We start from the raw sequence: 18,239 nt of genomic DNA, 5'->3' as shown, positions 1-18,239 counted from the left end.
TGTCATGAAATTTAATTCTATTATCAATGTTGTAGAAGCAACACTTTTCCGTCGTCGTTTAGCTGTGTTGGTGTTTTTTATGCTCACCAGCATATTTTTGTTGTTTCAAGCCAGCCAAATTAAACTTGATGCCGCTTTCACAAAACACATTCCACTAAACCACAGTTATATGAAAACCTATTTAGAACATAGGGCAAACTTTGGTGGTGCTAATAACGTTTTGATCTCAGTTTGTGATACCAGTGGAGATATTTTTAACCCTGAATTCTTTACTGCCTTAAAAGGCGTGCATGACAAACTGTTTTTTATTCCAGGGGTTGACAGAATTCAGGTTAAATCTTTATTTTCACCAAGCACTCGTTTTGTTGAAATTGTAGAAGACGGCTTTGCTGGTGGTCCGGTTATACCTGCTAACTTTCAACCTGATGAAGCTGGCTTAGCAATTGTAAAAGGCAATATAGAAAAAGCAGGCATTGTTGGTAGTATTGTTGCCGATGATTATAGCTGTTCAATGGTTAAGACTTCATTGATGGAAATTGACCCAAATACGGGTGAAAAGTTAGATAGTATTGTGCTTGCTGCACAATTAGAAAATGAAATTCGTGGTGAATTCGAAAAAGATAATATTTCAGTACATATTATTGGCTTTACTAAAATGGTGGGTGATGTAGCTCAAGGAGCTAAAGGTGTTGTGACCTTTTTTGCCATTGCTATTGCTATCACAACCTTGATGGTATTTTGGTTTTGTCGTTCAATTTCCCTTACTATTTTGCCTATCGCTTGTTCATTAATCGCGGTTGTATGGCAGCTCGGTATGCTATCGACATTAGGTTTTGGTTTAGACCCTATGTCAATCTTAGTACCATTTTTAGTCTTTGCTATTGGCGTTAGTCATGGTGTGCAAATGATTAACTCGGTCTCTAAAATGGTTAATAAGGGCAAAAGTAGTAAAGAGGCTGCGCAACTAAGTTTCAGAGTATTACTCGTGCCCGGTGGTATTGCTTTACTATCTGATACTGTTGGCTTTATGACCCTATTATCAATTGATATTGGTATTATTCGTGAGTTAGCTATTACAGCATCTTTAGGTGTTGCCATGATCATTTTGACTAACTTAGTACTGCTACCTTTGTTAGTTTCTTATATGAAAGTGCCAACAAAAAATGATACAGCAAAAGAAAAAGCCACTTCAGGTACCGATGGTATTTGGCACTTAATGTCTACATTTGCTACCCGTAAAGTTGCTATGTTTATTTTAGCGTTTACTGCTGTACTTTATATCGTTGGCTATATAAATGCGCAAGATATGAAAATAGGCGAATTACATGCCGGAGCACCTTCATTGCATGAAGAGTCACGTTATAACCAAGATACCTTTTTAATTACGGATAAGTACGCTATTAGCGTCGATTATATGTCTATTATCGTTGAAACTACCGCTGATGCTTGTACTTATTACGACCAGATGAGCGTTATTGATCGGTTCCAATGGCGTATGGAGAATGTACCAGGTGTTCAATCAGCTGTTAGTTTAGCCTCAATCGCAAAAATCGTTAATGCAGGTTATAACGAAGGTAACCCTAAATGGCGCGTTTTATCACGTAACCCACAAACCTTAGTACAATCAATCGCACGAGTACCATCATCAAGTGGACTACTCAATAGCGATTGTAGCGCAATGCCTGTTATTTTATTTTTGAAAGATCATAAAGCTGAAACAATTAACAGAGTCGTTGATGCTGTTAAAGTTGTGGCGAAAGAACTAGGTAGTGATAATTTAGTCTTCAAATTGGCCTCAGGCCCTGTCGGTGTAATGGCGGCAACTAATGAGGCAGTAGAAGCAGCTCAAATACCTATGATGCTTTATGTTTATGGCGCGGTAATTATTTTATGTTTATTAAGCTTTAGAAGCTTACGAGCTACCATTGCAGTCGTTGTTCCTCTTTATGTTGTATCAACGTTAGCACAGTGGCTTATGACAGCGCTTGATATCGGCTTAACGGTATCAACATTACCTGTTATTGCATTAGGCGTAGGTATTGGTGTTGATTACGGCATTTATATCCTCTCAACCATGAGTGTCAAACTGCGAAATGGTGCAACCGTTCAAAGTGCCTATTTTGACGCATTGAAAGAGCGTGGTAGTGCAGTATTAATTACGGGCGTAACTTTAGCTATTGGTGTGTCGACTTGGTTTTTCTCAGATTTAAAATTCCAAGTTGATATGGGCATACTATTAACCTTCATGTTTTTAGTTAATATGATTGCAGCTGTACTGGTATTACCAGCTATAGCAGCATTTCTCTGGCCTGAGCGAAAATAAATTGTAATTAATTAATAATATAATTATGCATAAATAAACAAGAAAATGGCCGAAAGGTCATTTTCTATTTATAACTTCTGAATAAACAACTGAATGTTTTCATATCAAACACATAAATAAGCCATTTTTAAAGTAATGCATCTAAAATAGTGCTCGCAATCGCCCGAGTTTATTAATAAGATCAAGATTCTAGACTATTATTCTATAAAGACTAGAATCAAATAATCATTTCAAGCGTTTTATCCAAAAAGGAAAAAGGCATGGCGTTAGTAGACGGTTTACCTTCAGTGATACTTTCGAACGTAGCACAGTTAATAGAAAAAAAAGTTCCAGCGGGAACAGCACCTCTTGTTAAGCAGTTTGCAGAGTTGCTTTATAGAAATATTTCAACCTTAGATTTAGATCATAGAAATGATAGTGACATGTACGGTGCCACGCTAAGTCTTTGGAATACATTAAACGATCATCAAGATGATAACCCTGTTATTAAAGTTTTTAATCCACAGGTTTCAAAAAATGGTTGGAAATCTAGCCATACTATAATCGAAATTATTGTTAAAGATATGCCATTTTTAGTCGACTCTGTGCGCATAGCTTTAAGTCGATTGAACCTAACACCCCATTTAATGTTAAATTCACCAATTAAAATAATTCGTGATAACAAGAAAAATATTACTAAACTTTCTTCTTCTGTTGACCAATCGTTTACATCGACTTCGGTTGAAACGGTATTTTTTATCGAGATTGACCGTCAAAATGACACAAAAGTACTTTCAAGTATCGCCAAAGAGTTGCACTCAGTAGTGAGTGATATTGCCGTAACGGTAAGCGATTGGAAACCAATGAAAGCGCGTTTAAGCACTGTAATTGATGAAGTTAAAAAAGCTAAGTTACCTTGTTCATCTGAAGAACATAAAGACAGTATCGATTTTTTAGAGTGGATTTTAGCCGATAACTTCACTTTACTAGGCTATCGTGCATATCATATCAAAGCTTTAGAAGGTGATATGGCATTAGAGGCAGATGTTAGCTCTAGCTTAGGTTTAATGAACCAATATGACGGCACTAAAGAACGCCTTATTTCTGAACTAAGTGAATCTTCTAGAGAAATTGCTTTAGGAAAAAATTTATTAATTTTAACCAAAACTAATTCTAAATCACGCGTACATCGTCCTGCACACCTAGACTATATTGGTATTAAGCGCTTTGATGATAAAGGTAACGTTATAGGAGAAGAGCGCTTTGTTGGTTTATTTGGCTCTGCTTATTACACAAATAGTGCGCTGCATTTACCACTAATTAAATCTAAAGTGGCTGGGGTTTGTAAAGACTCTGGTTTTGCTGAAGGAACACACGCGTACAAAGCGTTGATCAATATTCTTGAAACTTACCCACGTGACGAAATTTTACAAAGTTCACCTGCTGAGTTATTGAAAAACGTTCTGGGTATATTCCAAATGCAAGAGCGTGATTATTCAGGCTTATTTATGCGCCGTGATGCTTTCAATCGCTTCTATTCATGTATGGTTTATGTTCCGCGTGAGCGCTATAACACCGCTCTACGTATTAATACACAAAAGCTATTACAAGAAGCGCTAGGCAGTAATGAAGAAGTAGAATTTACCACGTACTTCTCAGAATCAGCACAGGCACGTACGCACTATATCGTTAGAGTTAATTCGACAAAAGCAGACATTAATGTGAAAGAAATTGAAAAGAATTTAAACCATGCTGCACGCAGCTGGGATGATAACTTAGCTGACGCGTTAAATTCGCATAAAGGTGAGGCTAAAGGCAAGGCGTTAAGCCGTAAATATATCAACTTTCCACAAGCCTATAAAGATGAAGTATTACCAGGTACCGCGATTGTAGATATTGAAAAGTTTGAAGCGTTAACACCTGAAAATCAACTTGAAATGCTGTTTTATCAGCCACAAGAAGAAGATGCTAACAGCCGCTTTGTTAAATTAAAGTTATTCCATTCAGGTGACCCTATACATCTATCAGATGTTTTGCCAATGTTAGAAAACTTTGGTTTACGTGTTATTGGTGAAAGCCCTTACGCGGTAAAAGCAGATAACGGTGAAGTTTATTGGATTTTAGATTTCTCTATGTTGCTAACAGGCAAGGGTAAATTTAATTTAGAAATTGTTCAGAGCTTATTCCAAGACGCTTTTGCAAGAGTATGGTCACGTCAATTAGAAGATGATGGTTTTAACCGTCTAATTTTAGGTGCTGAATTGGGTGGCCGTGAAGTTTCAATTATCCGTGCATATGCAAAGTATGAACGTCAAATTGGTGGTACTTTTAGCCAAAACTATATTGAAGATACTTTTGCTAGATATCCAAGTATTGCCAAATTATTGATTAAACTTTTTAAATTACGATTCACACCTAATAAAAAGTCAAATGAAAAAGCAATTGAAAAAGTACACACGAGTCTTGAGTCTTCTCTAGACAGTGTTGCCAGTTTGGATGATGACCGCATTATACGTCGCTTTGTTGAAATGGTTAATGCGACTATTCGTACTAACTACTTCCAACCGCATGCTGTAACTGGTGAAAAATCTTACATTTCATTTAAAATTTTACCTTCACAAATTTCTGATGTACCACTTCCTGTGCCAGCATTTGAAATTTTTGTATATTCACCTCAAGTTGAAGGTGTTCATTTACGTGGTGGTAAGGTTGCTCGTGGTGGTTTACGTTGGTCAGACCGTCGTGAAGATTTCCGTACTGAAGTTTTAGGTCTTGTAAAAGCACAACAAGTTAAAAATACCGTTATTGTACCTGTAGGTGCAAAGGGTGGCTTTGTTTGTAAGCAGCTACCTGATGGTGACAGAAATGAAATTTTTGAAGCAGGTAAAGAGTGCTACCGTACCTTCATACGTGGTTTATTAGATATTACTGATAATATTGTCGATGGTGAAATAGTACCACCGGTTAATGTTGTGCGCTTAGATGAAGACGACCCATATTTAGTAGTAGCAGCAGATAAAGGAACGGCGACGTTCTCTGATGTTGCTAACGCTATTTCTGAAGAATATAACTTCTGGATGGGTGATGCTTTTGCCTCAGGTGGTAGCGTAGGTTACGACCATAAAGCTATGGGTATTACAGCTAAAGGCGCTTGGGAGTCGGTAAAACGTCACTTCCGTGAAATGGATATAGATTGTCAAACAACCGACTTTACTTGTATCGCTATTGGCGACATGGCGGGTGACGTGTTTGGTAATGGTATGTTGTTATCAAAGCATATTCGTTTACAAGCTGCATTCAACCATATGCATATTTTTATCGACCCAACCCCTGATGCTGCGAGTTCGTATGTTGAACGCGAGCGTTTGTTTAACTTACCGGGTTGTACGTGGGATGATTATAATAAAGATTTGCTTTCTGAAGGCGGTGCTATTTTCAGTCGTCATTCAAAATCAATTAAGTTGACCCCTCAAATTAAAAAAATGTTGGGTACGCAAAAGCAAACTATGTCTCCGCTTGAATTAATGCAAGCTATCTTAAAAATGCAGGTTGATCTGTTGTGGAATGGCGGCATTGGTACTTATGTTAAAGGCTCGAAAGAAACACACTTAGAAGTAGGTGATAGAGCTAACGATGCCTTACGTATTAATGGCGCGGATCTTAAAGCTAAAATAGTTGGTGAGGGCGGTAACTTAGGTTTCACTCAACTTGGGCGTATTGAATTTGGTGCTAAAGGTGGCCGAATAAATACTGATGCGGTTGATAATGCTGGTGGTGTTGATTGTTCAGATAACGAAGTTAACATTAAAATTTTATTAAACGGCTTAGTGCAAAATGGTGATTTAACCGTTAAGCAACGTAATAAAATTCTATACGACATGACTGACGAAGTGGGTGATATCGTTATTGACGATTGTTACCGTCAAACTCACTCATTATCAATCACTGAATTACGTGGTGGTGGACAGTTAAAAGAACAAGCACAATTTATTAGTGAATTAGACCGTTCAGGTAAGCTAGACAGAGCCTTAGAGTTTATTCCTAGTGATGAAGAAATTGCTGAACGTTTAGCATTAGGTAAAGGCTTAACTCGCCCTGAACTATCTGTGTTACTTGCTTATAGCAAAATGGTACTTAAAGAAGAACTGGTTTGTCCTGAAATAACGGACAATGAATATCATCAAAGTTTATTGATTGAAGCGTTTCCTAAGCAATTGCAAGCAAGTTACAGTGCACAAATGCAAGATCATCCATTACGTGCTGAAATTATAGCTACACAATTAGCTAATAATATTGGTAACGATATGGGCTTTAACTTTGTTCATCGTATGAAGGAAGAAACTGGCGCAACAACGTCAGAAATTGCTAATTGTTATACGATGGCAAGTGCAGTGTTTGAGCTTTCAGATGTTTGGAAACAAATCAGTGATTTAGATAATAAAATTTCTACTTCAATACAAACAGAAATGCTGTTTCAGTTACGTAGAACGGTTCGCCGAGCTACACGTTGGTTCTTGCGTCACCGTAATAAGTCACTCAATATTGCGCAGTCTATCGCTTTTTATCATGAAACATTTGTTGAGCTCTCTAACAATATTGCAAGCTTCATGATTGAAAAAGAAGCTGCACAAATTAAACGTGTTGAAACTGACTTAGTCAAAGCAGGTGTGCCAGAGTCTGTAGCACTTAGAATCTCACTATTGAGTACATTGTTCTCTGTGATGGATTTGGCTGAGATTTCAAAATCTGATGAAGTATCAACTGAACTAGCTACTGATCTTTACTTTAAACTTGGTGCAAGATTAGATTTACATTGGTTCTTAGACCAAATTACTTCTCAACCAGTGAATAATCATTGGCAAGCACTCGCAAGAGCGTCTTTCAGAGAAGAGTTAGATTGGCAACAACGTTCATTAACCTCTGTAATATTACGTGGTCATAAAGCTGAGACTGACGTAGATACTATGATTGAACGTTGGCTTGTAGAAAGCGCTCAACCATTAGAGCGCTGGCAACATATTTTGGCCGACTTTAGAATTGGTAAAACACATGAGTTTGCTAAATTCTCGGTTGCTTTACGAGAATTGATGTTGTTAAGTTTACACTGCGACCCAGTGAAATAAGTGTTAAGATCCCCGCCATGAGCGGGGATTTTTTTGTTTTAATTTTATATCAGGTCGATTTCTCGTACGGTTCTTATTACATTTAATTAAAGAGGTATTATGTTTTACTCAGCTATTCGTAAAGTGTTTTTTAAATTCGATCCAGAAGCAATTCACGAATTAACGATTAAAGGCTTTAAAGCAACAGGTGCTTCGCCGCTCAATAAGCTTTATAAGCAAACTATACCCCATAAGCCTGTTGAGGTTATGGGCATTAAATTCCCAAACCCAGTAGGGTTAGCGGCTGGACTAGATAAAAATGGCGAATGTATTAAAGCGTTTGAAGCTCTAGGTTTCGGCTTTGTTGAAGTTGGTACCGTTACACCACGACCACAACCTGGTAATGACAAACCTCGTATTTTCAGGCTACCTGAGGCTAATGCCATTATTAATCGCATGGGCTTTAATAATAAAGGTGTTGATTATCTTGTCGACCAAGTAATCAAAGCCAAATACAATGGTGTTTTGGGTATCAATATAGGCAAAAATAAAGATACGCCAGATGAAAACGCCAAAGATGATTACATTCATTGCATGCGCAAGGTTTATGATTTTGCTACTTATATAACGGTAAATATTTCTTCGCCAAACACACCCGGTTTACGTTCATTACAATATGGTGATGCGTTAAATGAGTTGTTATCCGCATTAAAATTAGAGCAAACAGCACTCGCTGAGCAATATGGAAAATATGTTCCTGTTGCTGTGAAAATAGCGCCTGACTTAAATGAAGAAGAAGTAAACTCTATTGCAGCGTGTTTAATTGCTAATAATATTGATGGCGTTATTGCTACCAATACCACGTTAGCTCGTGACAAAGTATCACACTTACCTTTTGGTAATGAGCAGGGTGGTTTAAGTGGCGCTCCTGTGAAAGAGCAAAGCACTAAAGTTATTCAATTGCTTGCCAAAGCATTGGATAATAAACTACCGATTATTGGTGTGGGTGGTATTGCTTCAGGTGAAGATGCTCAAGAAAAAATAGCTGCGGGTGCAAAGTTAGTTCAAGTTTATACTGGTTTTATTTATCAGGGTCCTGAATTAATTAAAGACATTGTAAAAAGCTTTAAATAAGCAGCATACCGAATAATATAGCTAAACTTTGCAGAACGAACATTTTAATAAAAACTTATTAAACATCGAATTACTTTAGTTAAAACAAAAAGGCCATCAACGCTTGTGTAGTTGATGGCCTTTTTAATATGTATTAAAAGCTAGTATTACTATTTTGCTAGGTGGACGATTAAGATTTACTGGCTAAAATAGCTTCTAAACGTTCCATACGCTCTAAAAGTAACTGTAAGCTAGTATCAAACTCATTCACTGTTGTGGCGGTAAACATTTGTTGTTTATCACGACTCTTAGCATTGGCATCTAAGGTGTCTAATGCCGACGATAACTTTTTAATTTCAGCTTTTACACTGTTGACGGCGATCATCTGCTCTGAAACAGCATTAATCGAAAATTCTGCTGCCGTAATTTTGTCTTTCAATTCACTTAAGGTATTACTGTGAAGGCTAGTAGTTTCAGAAATTTTATCTTGTTGTTGCCCCATTTTTATACTTTGTGAATTCAATTCTTTGATTTCTTTTTGATTTTTACGCCAAGCTGATGCCCAAAGTTTATCCATTTCAGAAAGTAATAATTCTGTTTTTTCGCCAATTGCTTCTAATTTAACTTTTAAAGCAATGGTAGATTCTCCCATCTCTTCGCCTGTAGCTGAGAGTTGGTTTTCTAATTGTTGTATTCGTTGCGAGCTAGACTCTACAACACTATTAACATTGACTTGTTGTTGATATAAGTACCAACCTGTACCTGCGAGTGCAACATAGGGCATTAACATTAAACATATTTTTGCCACAGAAGAAGGTTTTTTTGATTTAACAGCTTGCTGTGAATTGTCAGTTTTTTGTGTTTTTACTGAAGGGTCACGAGCAACTTTCACTTGATCTCGATCGATGTTAATTGTTGGTAATTCTGGTTCTACACGATTTGACAAAAGAGCATCCTACTAACGGTGGTTATAAAATTAATTGAATTATAAATTAAAGCATAAAGTAACTTTATAATATTTCTTAAATTTTGTACAAAAAAACCGACTAATAAGTCGGTTTTTATTTGATTAAACGTAATGTTAATTACGTTAGCTTTGATCAGTAACTGTCGTTATGAACACTTTGCACAGCTCGACCCGATGGATCTGCCATGTTAGTAAAGCTTTCATCCCAAGCTAATGCTTCTTGTGTGCTACATGCAACCGACTTGCCGCCTATAACACAATCAGCCGCAGTGGCTAAAGGAAACTTCTCTTCAAATACACAGCGGTAAAAGTAAGCTTCTTTACTATCTGGTGTATTTACTGGAAATTTAAAGCTAGCACTGGCAAGCTGTTGGTCAGTTACTTGTGATTCTACATAGGCTTTTAAACCATCAATCCACGAGTAGCCTACACCATCAGAAAATTGCTCTTTTTGACGCCATAAAATCTCTTTTGGTAAATAACCTTCAAATGATTCACGTAAAATCGCTTTTTCCATTTTGCCATTGCCACACATTTTATCTTCAGGGTTGATGCGCATCGCAACATCCATAAAGTTTTTATCTAAAAATGGTACACGTGCTTCAATGCCCCAAGCTGACATTGATTTGTTAGCGCGAAGACAATCGAACTTATGTAAACGATCAAGCTTACGTAATAATTCTTCATGAAACTCTTGAGAATTTGGCGCTTTGTGGAAATATAAATAACCACCAAAAATTTCATCAGCACCTTCACCAGAAAGCACCATTTTAATACCCATGGCTTTAATTTTTCTCGCCATTAAGTACATTGGTGTAGACGCACGAATAGTGGTTACATCGTAAGTTTCTAGGTGATAAATAACTTCTCTAAGTGCATCTATACCTTCTTGCTCGGTAAAGACAACACTATGGTGTATCGTACCTATGCTATCAGCAACGGTTTTTGCAGCAATTAAGTCTGGAGAACCGGCTAAACCACATGCAAAAGAATGCACTTTTGGCCACCAAGCTTCTGATAGATCGTTTTCTTCAATACGTCTAGCGGCAAATTTTTGTGTAATTGCAGATATTAAAGAAGAATCTAGACCACCAGAAAGTAATACACCGTAAGGTACATCAGTCATTAAATGACTTTTAACTGACTCTTCAAGCGCTTCACGAATTTTTTCTTTGCTGGTATTGTTATCTTTAATTGCAGAGTATTTTTGCCAGTTACGTTGGTAATATTTTTCAAGTTTACCCACGCGACTATCTAATACATGCCCTGGAGGAAACTCTTCTACTGTTTTACAAATCGGCATTAACGCTTTCATTTCTGAGGCAACATAGAAGTTACCTTCAGCGTCATAACCAGTATAAAGTGGAATAATGCCCATGTGATCACGAGCAATTAGGTAACTATTATCAACTTCATTGTATAAACAGAAAGCAAACATACCTTGAAGTTTATCGACAAAATCACTACCAAATTTTTCAAACATTGGAATAATAATTTCGCAATCAGACGCCGTTTGAAAAGGGTAATCAGGTGTATGCTGACTGGCTAATGTTTTATGGTTGTAAATCTCACCATTGACTGCTAAAACTTTTGTTTTATCAGTATTATAAAGTGGTTGAGCGCCATGTTCAGTGTCAACAATAGATAAACGTTCATGCACTAAAATTGCATGTTCATTGTTGTAAATGCCAGACCAATCTGGACCACGATGACGAAGTAAGCGAGAATATTCTAAAGCTTTAGGACGAAGTGCGTCTGCACCTGTTTTAATATCTAATATACAAAATATCGAACACATTGAAGTGCTACCCCTTTATATTTATTAATGACAAATTGTGTGATGGATACGTCAGCTAAATTAGCTGAACCGTAAATTGCGGTTTTATTTCAAAGTAAACCTTAAGCTGTTCACAGATAAATTATCGCTCAGCAAACCTGCTGTTGGTACACTTTGACAGTATTTGATAATAAATCAATAGAATTTTTACTCTAAAGTAATAAAAAACCATAATCACATGTGCTTTCGGAATAATAAACGCTAGTGTTAAAAAAATAGATACCTTAATATGTTGATGAAAATAAGCAAAAAATTCGTTTTTTGAACTTAAATTTACTCAAAATAAGAGCTATCAATGTTAAGCACTATAAAAAAAATAAGTATAAAGTCTTTGGCTATCGCTATATCACTAGGTTTAGTGTTTAGTGCTCAGAGTAATGTCGTTAATAATACTGAACTCACCGTTGAAGAATTACGCATAGATAAAGCCATTAAATCAATGCCTGATGTGGCATTAAGATTAAGTGCACGTGTCGACGAGTTCACTCAACAAGTAAATCAGGCCACTAATTATACCGTACTTACGCAGTTAGTTATCCGACATGGTACAGGGCTATGGCTTGATGCTAAAACATCCTTTAATCAATTAAATGATGTTGATGACCGTCCACTTTATTGGGCGCGCATACAAATGAGCAAAGCACTGCGTTCATCTAAAACATTTGCAGATCTTTTCTCTAATCAGCAAGAAAAACTATTGTGGTCACTTGAATTGATTTCACGTGGGAAAATGGATATTAAGTTTGATAAAAATACCGATAAAAAAATATTACTGACCGGCTTTGATCCCTTTTTTCTAGATAAGCACATTGATCAAAGTAACCCGTCTGGTGTTGTAGCGCTTTCGTTAGATGACATCGTGGTTAGCATGGAAGGGCAAACGGCAGAGATAGAAGTGTTAATTGTGCCGGTACGATTTGCTGATTTTGACCAAGGTATGATTGAAGAACTGCTCAAACCTTATATTGCTGATAAGTCAGTTGATATGGTGTTAACGGTTAGTATGGGCCGAGAAAATTTTGATTTAGAGCGTTATCCAGCATTAAGACGCAGCGCCAACGCCCCAGACAATCTTAATATATTAACCGGAGCGACAAAAAGTAACCCACTGGTACCTAAGTTACATAACGCTGAATTACGTGGGCCTGAATTTGTTGAGTTTAGTTTACCGATTTCGTCAATGTTAAAAGGGTCAGGTAAGTATCAAGTTAATGATAATCGAAAAGTATCGACCCTCTCAGGTGGTGCATTTAATGGTCAAGCACTTGTAGATTTAATCAAACAAACTTCGGTTAGCGGCTCAGGTGGCGGCTATCTTTCAAACGAAATTTCATATCGTAGTATATTGTTACGTGATCAGTTGAATCTAACATTGCCAGTCGGTCATATTCATACGCCAAGAATTAAGGCTTATGATCAACAAGCATTAACCGATATTATTAATCAAACAAAAAATATTATTACTCAGGGTGTTGCAGAATTATAATGGAGTAATAGAAACACCAAGGCCTTGTAATGTTTAATCATACCTAGAATAAATAGCCATTAAATAAGTTTTAGAATTCTAGGCAAGGCGCGTGCAAACAACATTACTCGTAGACTTCAAAATTGAGACAAAAAAAACGCTAACCTAGTTAGCGTTTTTCATTTCTGACTTCGTAATAATTACTCAATACACAAGTTTTGCTGAGTATTAAAAATATATAGCGCGTTAAATGTTATTCGTTACATCTACCGATAGCTTTAACATCTGGCCTGGTTGTAAATATTTATTACGATTAAGACTATTCCAACGCTCAATATCTTTGATTTTTACATTAAACTTGTCGGCAATGCGGGCAAAAGAATCTCCTTTGCGAACACGATAATGAATGTTTCGTATTATCGCTTTTTCACTAGGTGTTAAGTTTGTTGTCGAAACTTCTTTAACCGCATTTTTTTGCCAGATAACTAATTTTTGTCCTGGTTTAATGGTGTCTCTAGGTGCCATAGCATTCCATTTAGCAATGCTACGCGTAGAAACATTATAGGTACGGCTTAAATCCCAAAGCGTGTCACCAGACTTTACAATATGTATACGCTTTTCACCGGCTAACACTTTATTTTGTGTTTTAGCTAAACGTTGATTTTGTGATAACAAGTAACTATCTAGTGAGGCTGTTGCAACAGGTATTAATAAATATTTACCGGCTCTTATTTGATTACCTTTAACGTTATTAACTTGCCTGATTAAATCAATTTCTGTATTAAATTTTTGCGCTATTTTACCTAGACTGTCACCATTTTTAATTTTATATCGTTGCCAAGCTAAGCGCTCTTTTTTACCTAATTTTGCTAAGCCTTGCTCAAACTTCTCTATTTTATGGTTAGGCAATAGTAAATAGTGTGGACCGTCAGGATCTGTAGCCCAGCGATTAAACCCTGGATTAAGTCGCTGTAATTCTGTTAATGACAACTCAGCTAGTTGTGCTGCTTTAGCTAAGTCGAGTTGTGAGCCTATATCAACTTTGGTGATCACCGAGCTGTTATCAATTTCGTGTAACTTAATTTTGAGTTCATTGCTTCGCTTAACAATGTCAGCTAACGCAAGTAACTTAGGTACATAAGCACGGGTTTCTTTGGGTAAATCAAGTGACCAAAAGTCGGTAGGTAGATTTTTCTTTTGGTTTTTTCTAACCGCGCGTCTTACTCGGCCTTCACCAGAGTTGTATGCTGCTAAAGCAAGCATCCAATCACCATCAAAAAACTTATTCAAATATTTCAGGTAAGCAATTGCACCTTGAGTTGAAGCAACCACATCTCGGCGTCCGTCGTACCACCAATTTTGTTTCATACCAAAACGCTTACCGGTGCCAGGAACAAATTGCCACATACCAGAGGCACGACCATGTGAGTATGCAAAGGGATCAAACGCACTTTCAACAATTGGCAATAATGTTATTTCAATTGGGATGTCATTCTCTTCCAACGCCTCAACAATATAAAACAAGAAAGGTTCAGCGCGTTTTGCTACGCGTGTTAGGTAAGTAGGGTGTTTTACAAACCAATCTCGTTGACTAGCTACACGTTGATTTTCTGGAATTGGTAGTTTTAAATTACTGCGAATTCTCTGCCAAACATCATCAGAAAAATAGCTTTCTTGGTCGTTATTACCAAGGTCAACATTGCCATCGGCAATAGGGTGAATTACATCAATCGCTTCATCAACCAGTAATGCCTGATTTATCTCTCCAGCAGAAGCTACGTCAATGAGTGCTTCGGCTTCTAAATTAGTTTCATGATTATTCGATTGAGTTTGGTTCAATAATGATTGGCAACCGGACAACAAGAGAACGGTTGCTACAGATAGAGTTATATACTTCATGCGGTGTCTATTTGAATTTACTTGGCGCCAGTGTTACTTATTTAGTGCTGTTATTCAAGATTTGTACAATGAAAATACCTTAGAAATTGTCTTTCCAAGCACGAATAATGGTAAATGCATCTAATTTATTGTTAACAGCCGTTTCACTATACTCACCAGCACTGGTCATTAAACTTGCCTCATGGCTGCGCAAAAAAGGATTTATTTTCTTCTCAAGCATGATTGACGTTGGAATTGTCGCTATATTATTTTCGCGTTTTTGCAGTACTTGATTGTAATAATGTACCAGTTCGCTATTGCAAGGTTCAACGGTTAAGGCAAAGTTCAGGTTAGCTTGCGTATATTCATGTGCGCAATAGACGTGAGTGCGTTCAGGTAGGGCACTAAGCTTTTCTAAAGAAGACAGCATTTGTGCTGGTGTACCTTCAAATAGTCGGCCACAACCACCTGAAAACAAAGTATCACCACAAAATAAGTTATCTTCTGATAAATAAGCTATATGCCCACTGGTATGCCCAGGAAGATCAATTACGCTAAATTCAAAATCTAAGTCGGCTAACTTTACGGTATGGTTTTCATTTAAGGCAACATCACAGTGAGGTATATTTTCACTCTCTGGGCCATATATGGTTAATGGCCATTGCTTATTTTTGCAATACTCAACTAGTTTGTTAATACCACCAACATGGTCAGCGTGATGATGTGTGATCAAAATGGTTGATAATTGTAAGTTTTGCTGTTGAATAAATTCAATGCATACATTGGCGTCACCGGGGTCAACTAAAGCCATATTGTTACTGTCGTGTGACGAAATGGCCCAAATATAGTTATCTGAAAACGCTTTTATCATCGAAACTTTCATTTTAGTGGTGCTTTGAGTTTGCTGCATCTGTGGCTCCTGAGTATACTGACGATATGATTATACTGATTTTTCTAACTGTTTAATATAATGAAACCCGCACTAGCGTTTAGGCAACCTGATTTTCCAACATCATGGCAGCAATTGCCTAATGGTGAGCTCATTGTGGCTAATATTAATCAAACTCTTTCACCTTGGTGGTCAAAGTTTTTTGGTTATCATTTGCTGAAAATTGGTGCCTTGAGTGGCGAAGTCGACAGTTCACAAAGTCTAATTAAACATCAATTAACCTTAAGTAATCAAGCTGAGAAGTGTAACTTAGTAGGTGAAGTTGATGATTTACCATTACAAGAACATAGCGTTGATGTTTGCGTGTTAGCGCATGCGTTAGAGTTTTCGTTAGATCCACATCATGTAGTTCGCGAAGCTAATCGGGTATTAATACCTAATGGCTATCTTGTTATTACAGGCTTCAATCCATTTAGTTTAGTTGGATTAAATCAATTTATTCCCTATAGACGCAATAAAACCCCTTGGAATGAAAGACTATTTTCACCAATGCGGGTGAAGGATTGGCTCCATTTAATGGGGTTTGAAATACAGCTAGATCATCGCTTTCTACATTCAACTTTAGCTGGGCAAGTCACGCAAGGCGTATTGAGTAACCATTGGCATAATATTGCATCGCGCTACTTTCCAAGTTTAGGCTCTGTTTACGTTATTGTGGCGAAAAAAAGGGTATTACCTTTAACACCTATTAAACCTAAATGGCAACTCAGACCTCGCTTTGAACCTGTCAAAGTCCCTTCGATGAACTCATCGAGAAAAACAATAAATAAATTAACTAAGTAGTGATTGATTTTGTGTCATTATTTAACATAAATAGCTAATTAAGGTCAAAATTACCCCATGCAACTTCATGAATTTGAAAACTATTTAAACACCTTACTCAAACCTGAACAAATTAAAGACTTCTGTCCTAATGGTTTACAGATCCAAGGAAGTGATAATATTGCTAAAGTGATTACCGGCGTAACAGCAACTCAGGCATTAATTGATCAAGCTATTGCTGAAAAAGCTGATGCTTTAGTCGTACATCATGGTTTTTTTTGGAAAAATGAAAGCTATGTTATTCGCGGTATGAAACATAAACGCATTAAAGCGTTATTGGAAAATAACATCAATTTATTTGCCTATCATTTACCTTTAGATATTCACCCAATTTTAGGTAACAACGCCCAATTGGCTAAGTTATTTTCAATTAATAATGTTGCACCATTAGAGCAGGGCAATGCCTTAAGTGTTGCAGTTCGTGGTGATTTTACAGATGAACTGAACCCTCAAATACTTGAACAAAGAATCAATGAAAAGCTCAATCGTAAGTGTTTGCACATAGCGCCACCGTCTAATAAATTGATAAAAACGGTTGCTTGGTGCAGTGGTGGTGGACAAGGTTATATCGAGTTAGCCGCAGAGCTTGGTATAGATGCTTTTATCTCTGGTGAAGTTTCTGAACAAACCACCCATGTAGCACGCGAAATGGATATTCATTTCTATTGTGCTGGTCATCATGCGACTGAACGTTATGGCGCAAAAGCATTAGCCGATCATTTTAATGAGCACTTACCGGTAAAGGCCAAATTTATCGATATTGATAATCCTGCGTAAAGTAGGGTTTTCACTCATAAAGTTAGAGTAATGGTTTATGTTTAATTGTTTATGATTCAAAAGTAGTATTTAAGGTCAGTGAAATACTACTTTTAAGAGTGTGTATATTAACTTTTAAACCATTGCACTATGCGACCTAAGATTTCATGCCAAGCCATACTGGTTTGCTGTAATTTTTTCGCACTTGGAAGATAATACTGCCATGGTGTGAGATGATTATTTTTAACCCACGGACTTGCTGGGGCAGCAATAGCGTTTACACCATATTTTTCAAAATAAGCCATGGCCCTAGGCATGTGATAAGCACTTGTTACTAAAACAACATTTCTCTTGAGTACACGTGGCGCAATTAATTGTGCTTCTTCTTCCGTGTCTTGAGGAAAGTTTTCAGTAATAATTTTGTGTGCTGGAAGGCCTAACAGTACTGCAGCCTGTTTAACTTTTTCTGCATTTGAACTGATATCGCCACCTGAAAATCCTGAGGTAATTATTTGTGCTTCTGGATGAAGTCGATAAATACGGACAGCTTCAACTAATCTTGATAGCGAGCTAGAATTTAACTGACCAGTCGCAGGTAGCTCGTCAATCGTAGTATGACCACCTCCTAAAATAACAATATAATCAACAGGCTGCTTACTCCGTGTAAATACAGTGTAGTTGTCTTCTAATGGCGCCATAATCGCATCAGAAACAGGCGGTAAAGTAGACAGCGTTAACAAAGACGTTGCCATTATTAATGCGATAAAGCTGACCTTGGGTTTTATCCGGTAAAATATAATGGCGAAAATGAGCAATAATATAGTAATGCTAAGAGGCATTATTATTAAACTGATTATCTTTTTAAGTAAAAATATATCCATATCAAAATTCCAAATAGTTGAATTATTTCAATCTATTGAAGCATAACAATTAAGTCAATTTTTAGCAGTACCTATTTTTATAAGATGTTTTTTGTTTAGACGTCTAAAAGTCTGTTGATATTTAGTTTTAGATAAGGTTAAATACTCACGCTGAAAATTTGAATAAA

The 18,239-nt window shown here is 36.9% G+C and carries 11 protein-coding genes; 6 read left to right on the top strand and 5 right to left on the bottom strand.

The genetic code is table 11. The annotated features are described in order from the left end of the window. Positions 1-4: 4 nt before the first annotated feature. The 3 genes from DBO93_RS10185 to pyrD all read left to right on the top strand — a co-directional run bounded on the left by DBO93_RS10185 (position 5) and on the right by pyrD (position 8,538). Positions 5-2,323: an MMPL family transporter gene (locus tag DBO93_RS10185; RefSeq protein WP_108456251.1), complete on the top strand. Its 2,319-nt coding sequence runs from the start codon at positions 5-7 to the stop codon at positions 2,321-2,323. Positions 2,324-2,583: 260 nt separating this feature from the next. After that, positions 2,584-7,425: an NAD-glutamate dehydrogenase gene (locus tag DBO93_RS10180; protein ID WP_108456250.1), complete on the top strand. Its 4,842-nt coding sequence runs from the start codon at positions 2,584-2,586 to the stop codon at positions 7,423-7,425. Between the two features lie 99 nt (positions 7,426-7,524). Further along, positions 7,525-8,538 carry a quinone-dependent dihydroorotate dehydrogenase gene (gene pyrD, locus DBO93_RS10175; RefSeq protein WP_108456249.1) on the top strand — a complete coding sequence of 338 codons (1,014 nt, stop codon included), beginning with the start codon at positions 7,525-7,527 and terminating at the stop codon, positions 8,536-8,538. 169 nt (positions 8,539-8,707) lie between these two features. Here pyrD and DBO93_RS10170 read toward each other — a convergent pair whose 3' ends face one another. Then, positions 8,708-9,463 (bottom strand): hypothetical protein, encoded by a 756-nt coding sequence (locus tag DBO93_RS10170; RefSeq protein ID WP_108456248.1) that lies wholly within the window; start codon positions 9,461-9,463, stop codon positions 8,708-8,710. A 154-nt stretch (positions 9,464-9,617) separates the two neighbouring features. Then, positions 9,618-11,282, bottom strand: coding sequence for an asparagine synthase B (asnB, locus tag DBO93_RS10165; protein ID WP_108456247.1), 1,665 nt, complete (start codon positions 11,280-11,282; stop codon positions 9,618-9,620). Positions 11,283-11,616: 334 nt separating this feature from the next. On the opposite strand from asnB, the gene DBO93_RS10160 reads away from it, so the two are divergent. Then, complete coding sequence (locus DBO93_RS10160) at positions 11,617-12,807, top strand: hypothetical protein (protein ID WP_239058960.1); 1,191 nt, start codon at positions 11,617-11,619, stop codon at positions 12,805-12,807. Positions 12,808-13,032: 225 nt separating this feature from the next. On the opposite strand, the gene DBO93_RS10155 is transcribed toward DBO93_RS10160, so the two are convergent. Then, entirely contained in the window at positions 13,033-14,685 is a 1,653-nt protein-coding gene (locus DBO93_RS10155; RefSeq protein ID WP_108456246.1) for a LysM peptidoglycan-binding domain-containing protein, read from the bottom strand. A gap of 79 nt (positions 14,686-14,764) precedes the next feature. Next, positions 14,765-15,574: a hydroxyacylglutathione hydrolase gene (gloB, locus tag DBO93_RS10150; protein ID WP_239058959.1), complete on the bottom strand. Its 810-nt coding sequence runs from the start codon at positions 15,572-15,574 to the stop codon at positions 14,765-14,767. A gap of 60 nt (positions 15,575-15,634) precedes the next feature. On the opposite strand from gloB, the gene DBO93_RS10145 reads away from it, so the two are divergent. Continuing rightward, positions 15,635-16,396, top strand: coding sequence for a class I SAM-dependent methyltransferase (locus tag DBO93_RS10145; RefSeq protein ID WP_108456245.1), 762 nt, complete (start codon positions 15,635-15,637; stop codon positions 16,394-16,396). A 57-nt stretch (positions 16,397-16,453) separates the two neighbouring features. Continuing rightward, a complete protein-coding gene (locus DBO93_RS10140) occupies positions 16,454-17,212 on the top strand; it encodes a Nif3-like dinuclear metal center hexameric protein (protein ID WP_108456244.1) in 759 nt (252 codons plus the stop codon). 107 nt (positions 17,213-17,319) lie between these two features. On the opposite strand, the gene DBO93_RS10135 is transcribed toward DBO93_RS10140, so the two are convergent. Continuing rightward, positions 17,320-17,943 carry an ElyC/SanA/YdcF family protein gene (locus tag DBO93_RS10135; protein WP_239058958.1) on the bottom strand — a complete coding sequence of 208 codons (624 nt, stop codon included), beginning with the start codon at positions 17,941-17,943 and terminating at the stop codon, positions 17,320-17,322. Positions 17,944-18,239 lie beyond the last annotated feature (296 nt).

The sequence above is a fragment of the Colwellia sp. Arc7-D genome (assembly GCF_003061515.1).
In the GTDB taxonomy this organism is placed as follows: domain Bacteria; phylum Pseudomonadota; class Gammaproteobacteria; order Enterobacterales; family Alteromonadaceae; genus Cognaticolwellia.
Note: the sequence above shows the minus strand (reverse complement) of the source record. Positions and strands in the feature narration are given on the sequence as shown.

What these genes read in the sequence shown, in the direction of transcription:
- DBO93_RS10185 (WP_108456251.1), top strand. Translation starts at nt 5, where the DNA reads ATGAAATTTAATTCTATTATCAATGTTGTAGAAGCAACACTTTTCCGT.
- DBO93_RS10180 (WP_108456250.1), top strand. Translation starts at nt 2,584, where the DNA reads ATGGCGTTAGTAGACGGTTTACCTTCAGTGATACTTTCGAACGTAGCA.
- pyrD (WP_108456249.1), top strand. Translation starts at nt 7,525, where the DNA reads ATGTTTTACTCAGCTATTCGTAAAGTGTTTTTTAAATTCGATCCAGAA.
- asnB (WP_108456247.1), bottom strand. Translation starts at nt 11,282, where the DNA reads ATGTGTTCGATATTTTGTATATTAGATATTAAAACAGGTGCAGACGCA.
- DBO93_RS10160 (WP_239058960.1), top strand. Translation starts at nt 11,617, where the DNA reads ATGTTAAGCACTATAAAAAAAATAAGTATAAAGTCTTTGGCTATCGCT.
- DBO93_RS10155 (WP_108456246.1), bottom strand. Translation starts at nt 14,685, where the DNA reads ATGAAGTATATAACTCTATCTGTAGCAACCGTTCTCTTGTTGTCCGGT.
- gloB (WP_239058959.1), bottom strand. Translation starts at nt 15,574, where the DNA reads ATGCAGCAAACTCAAAGCACCACTAAAATGAAAGTTTCGATGATAAAA.
- DBO93_RS10145 (WP_108456245.1), top strand. Translation starts at nt 15,635, where the DNA reads ATGAAACCCGCACTAGCGTTTAGGCAACCTGATTTTCCAACATCATGG.
- DBO93_RS10140 (WP_108456244.1), top strand. Translation starts at nt 16,454, where the DNA reads ATGCAACTTCATGAATTTGAAAACTATTTAAACACCTTACTCAAACCT.
- DBO93_RS10135 (WP_239058958.1), bottom strand. Translation starts at nt 17,943, where the DNA reads ATGGCAACGTCTTTGTTAACGCTGTCTACTTTACCGCCTGTTTCTGAT.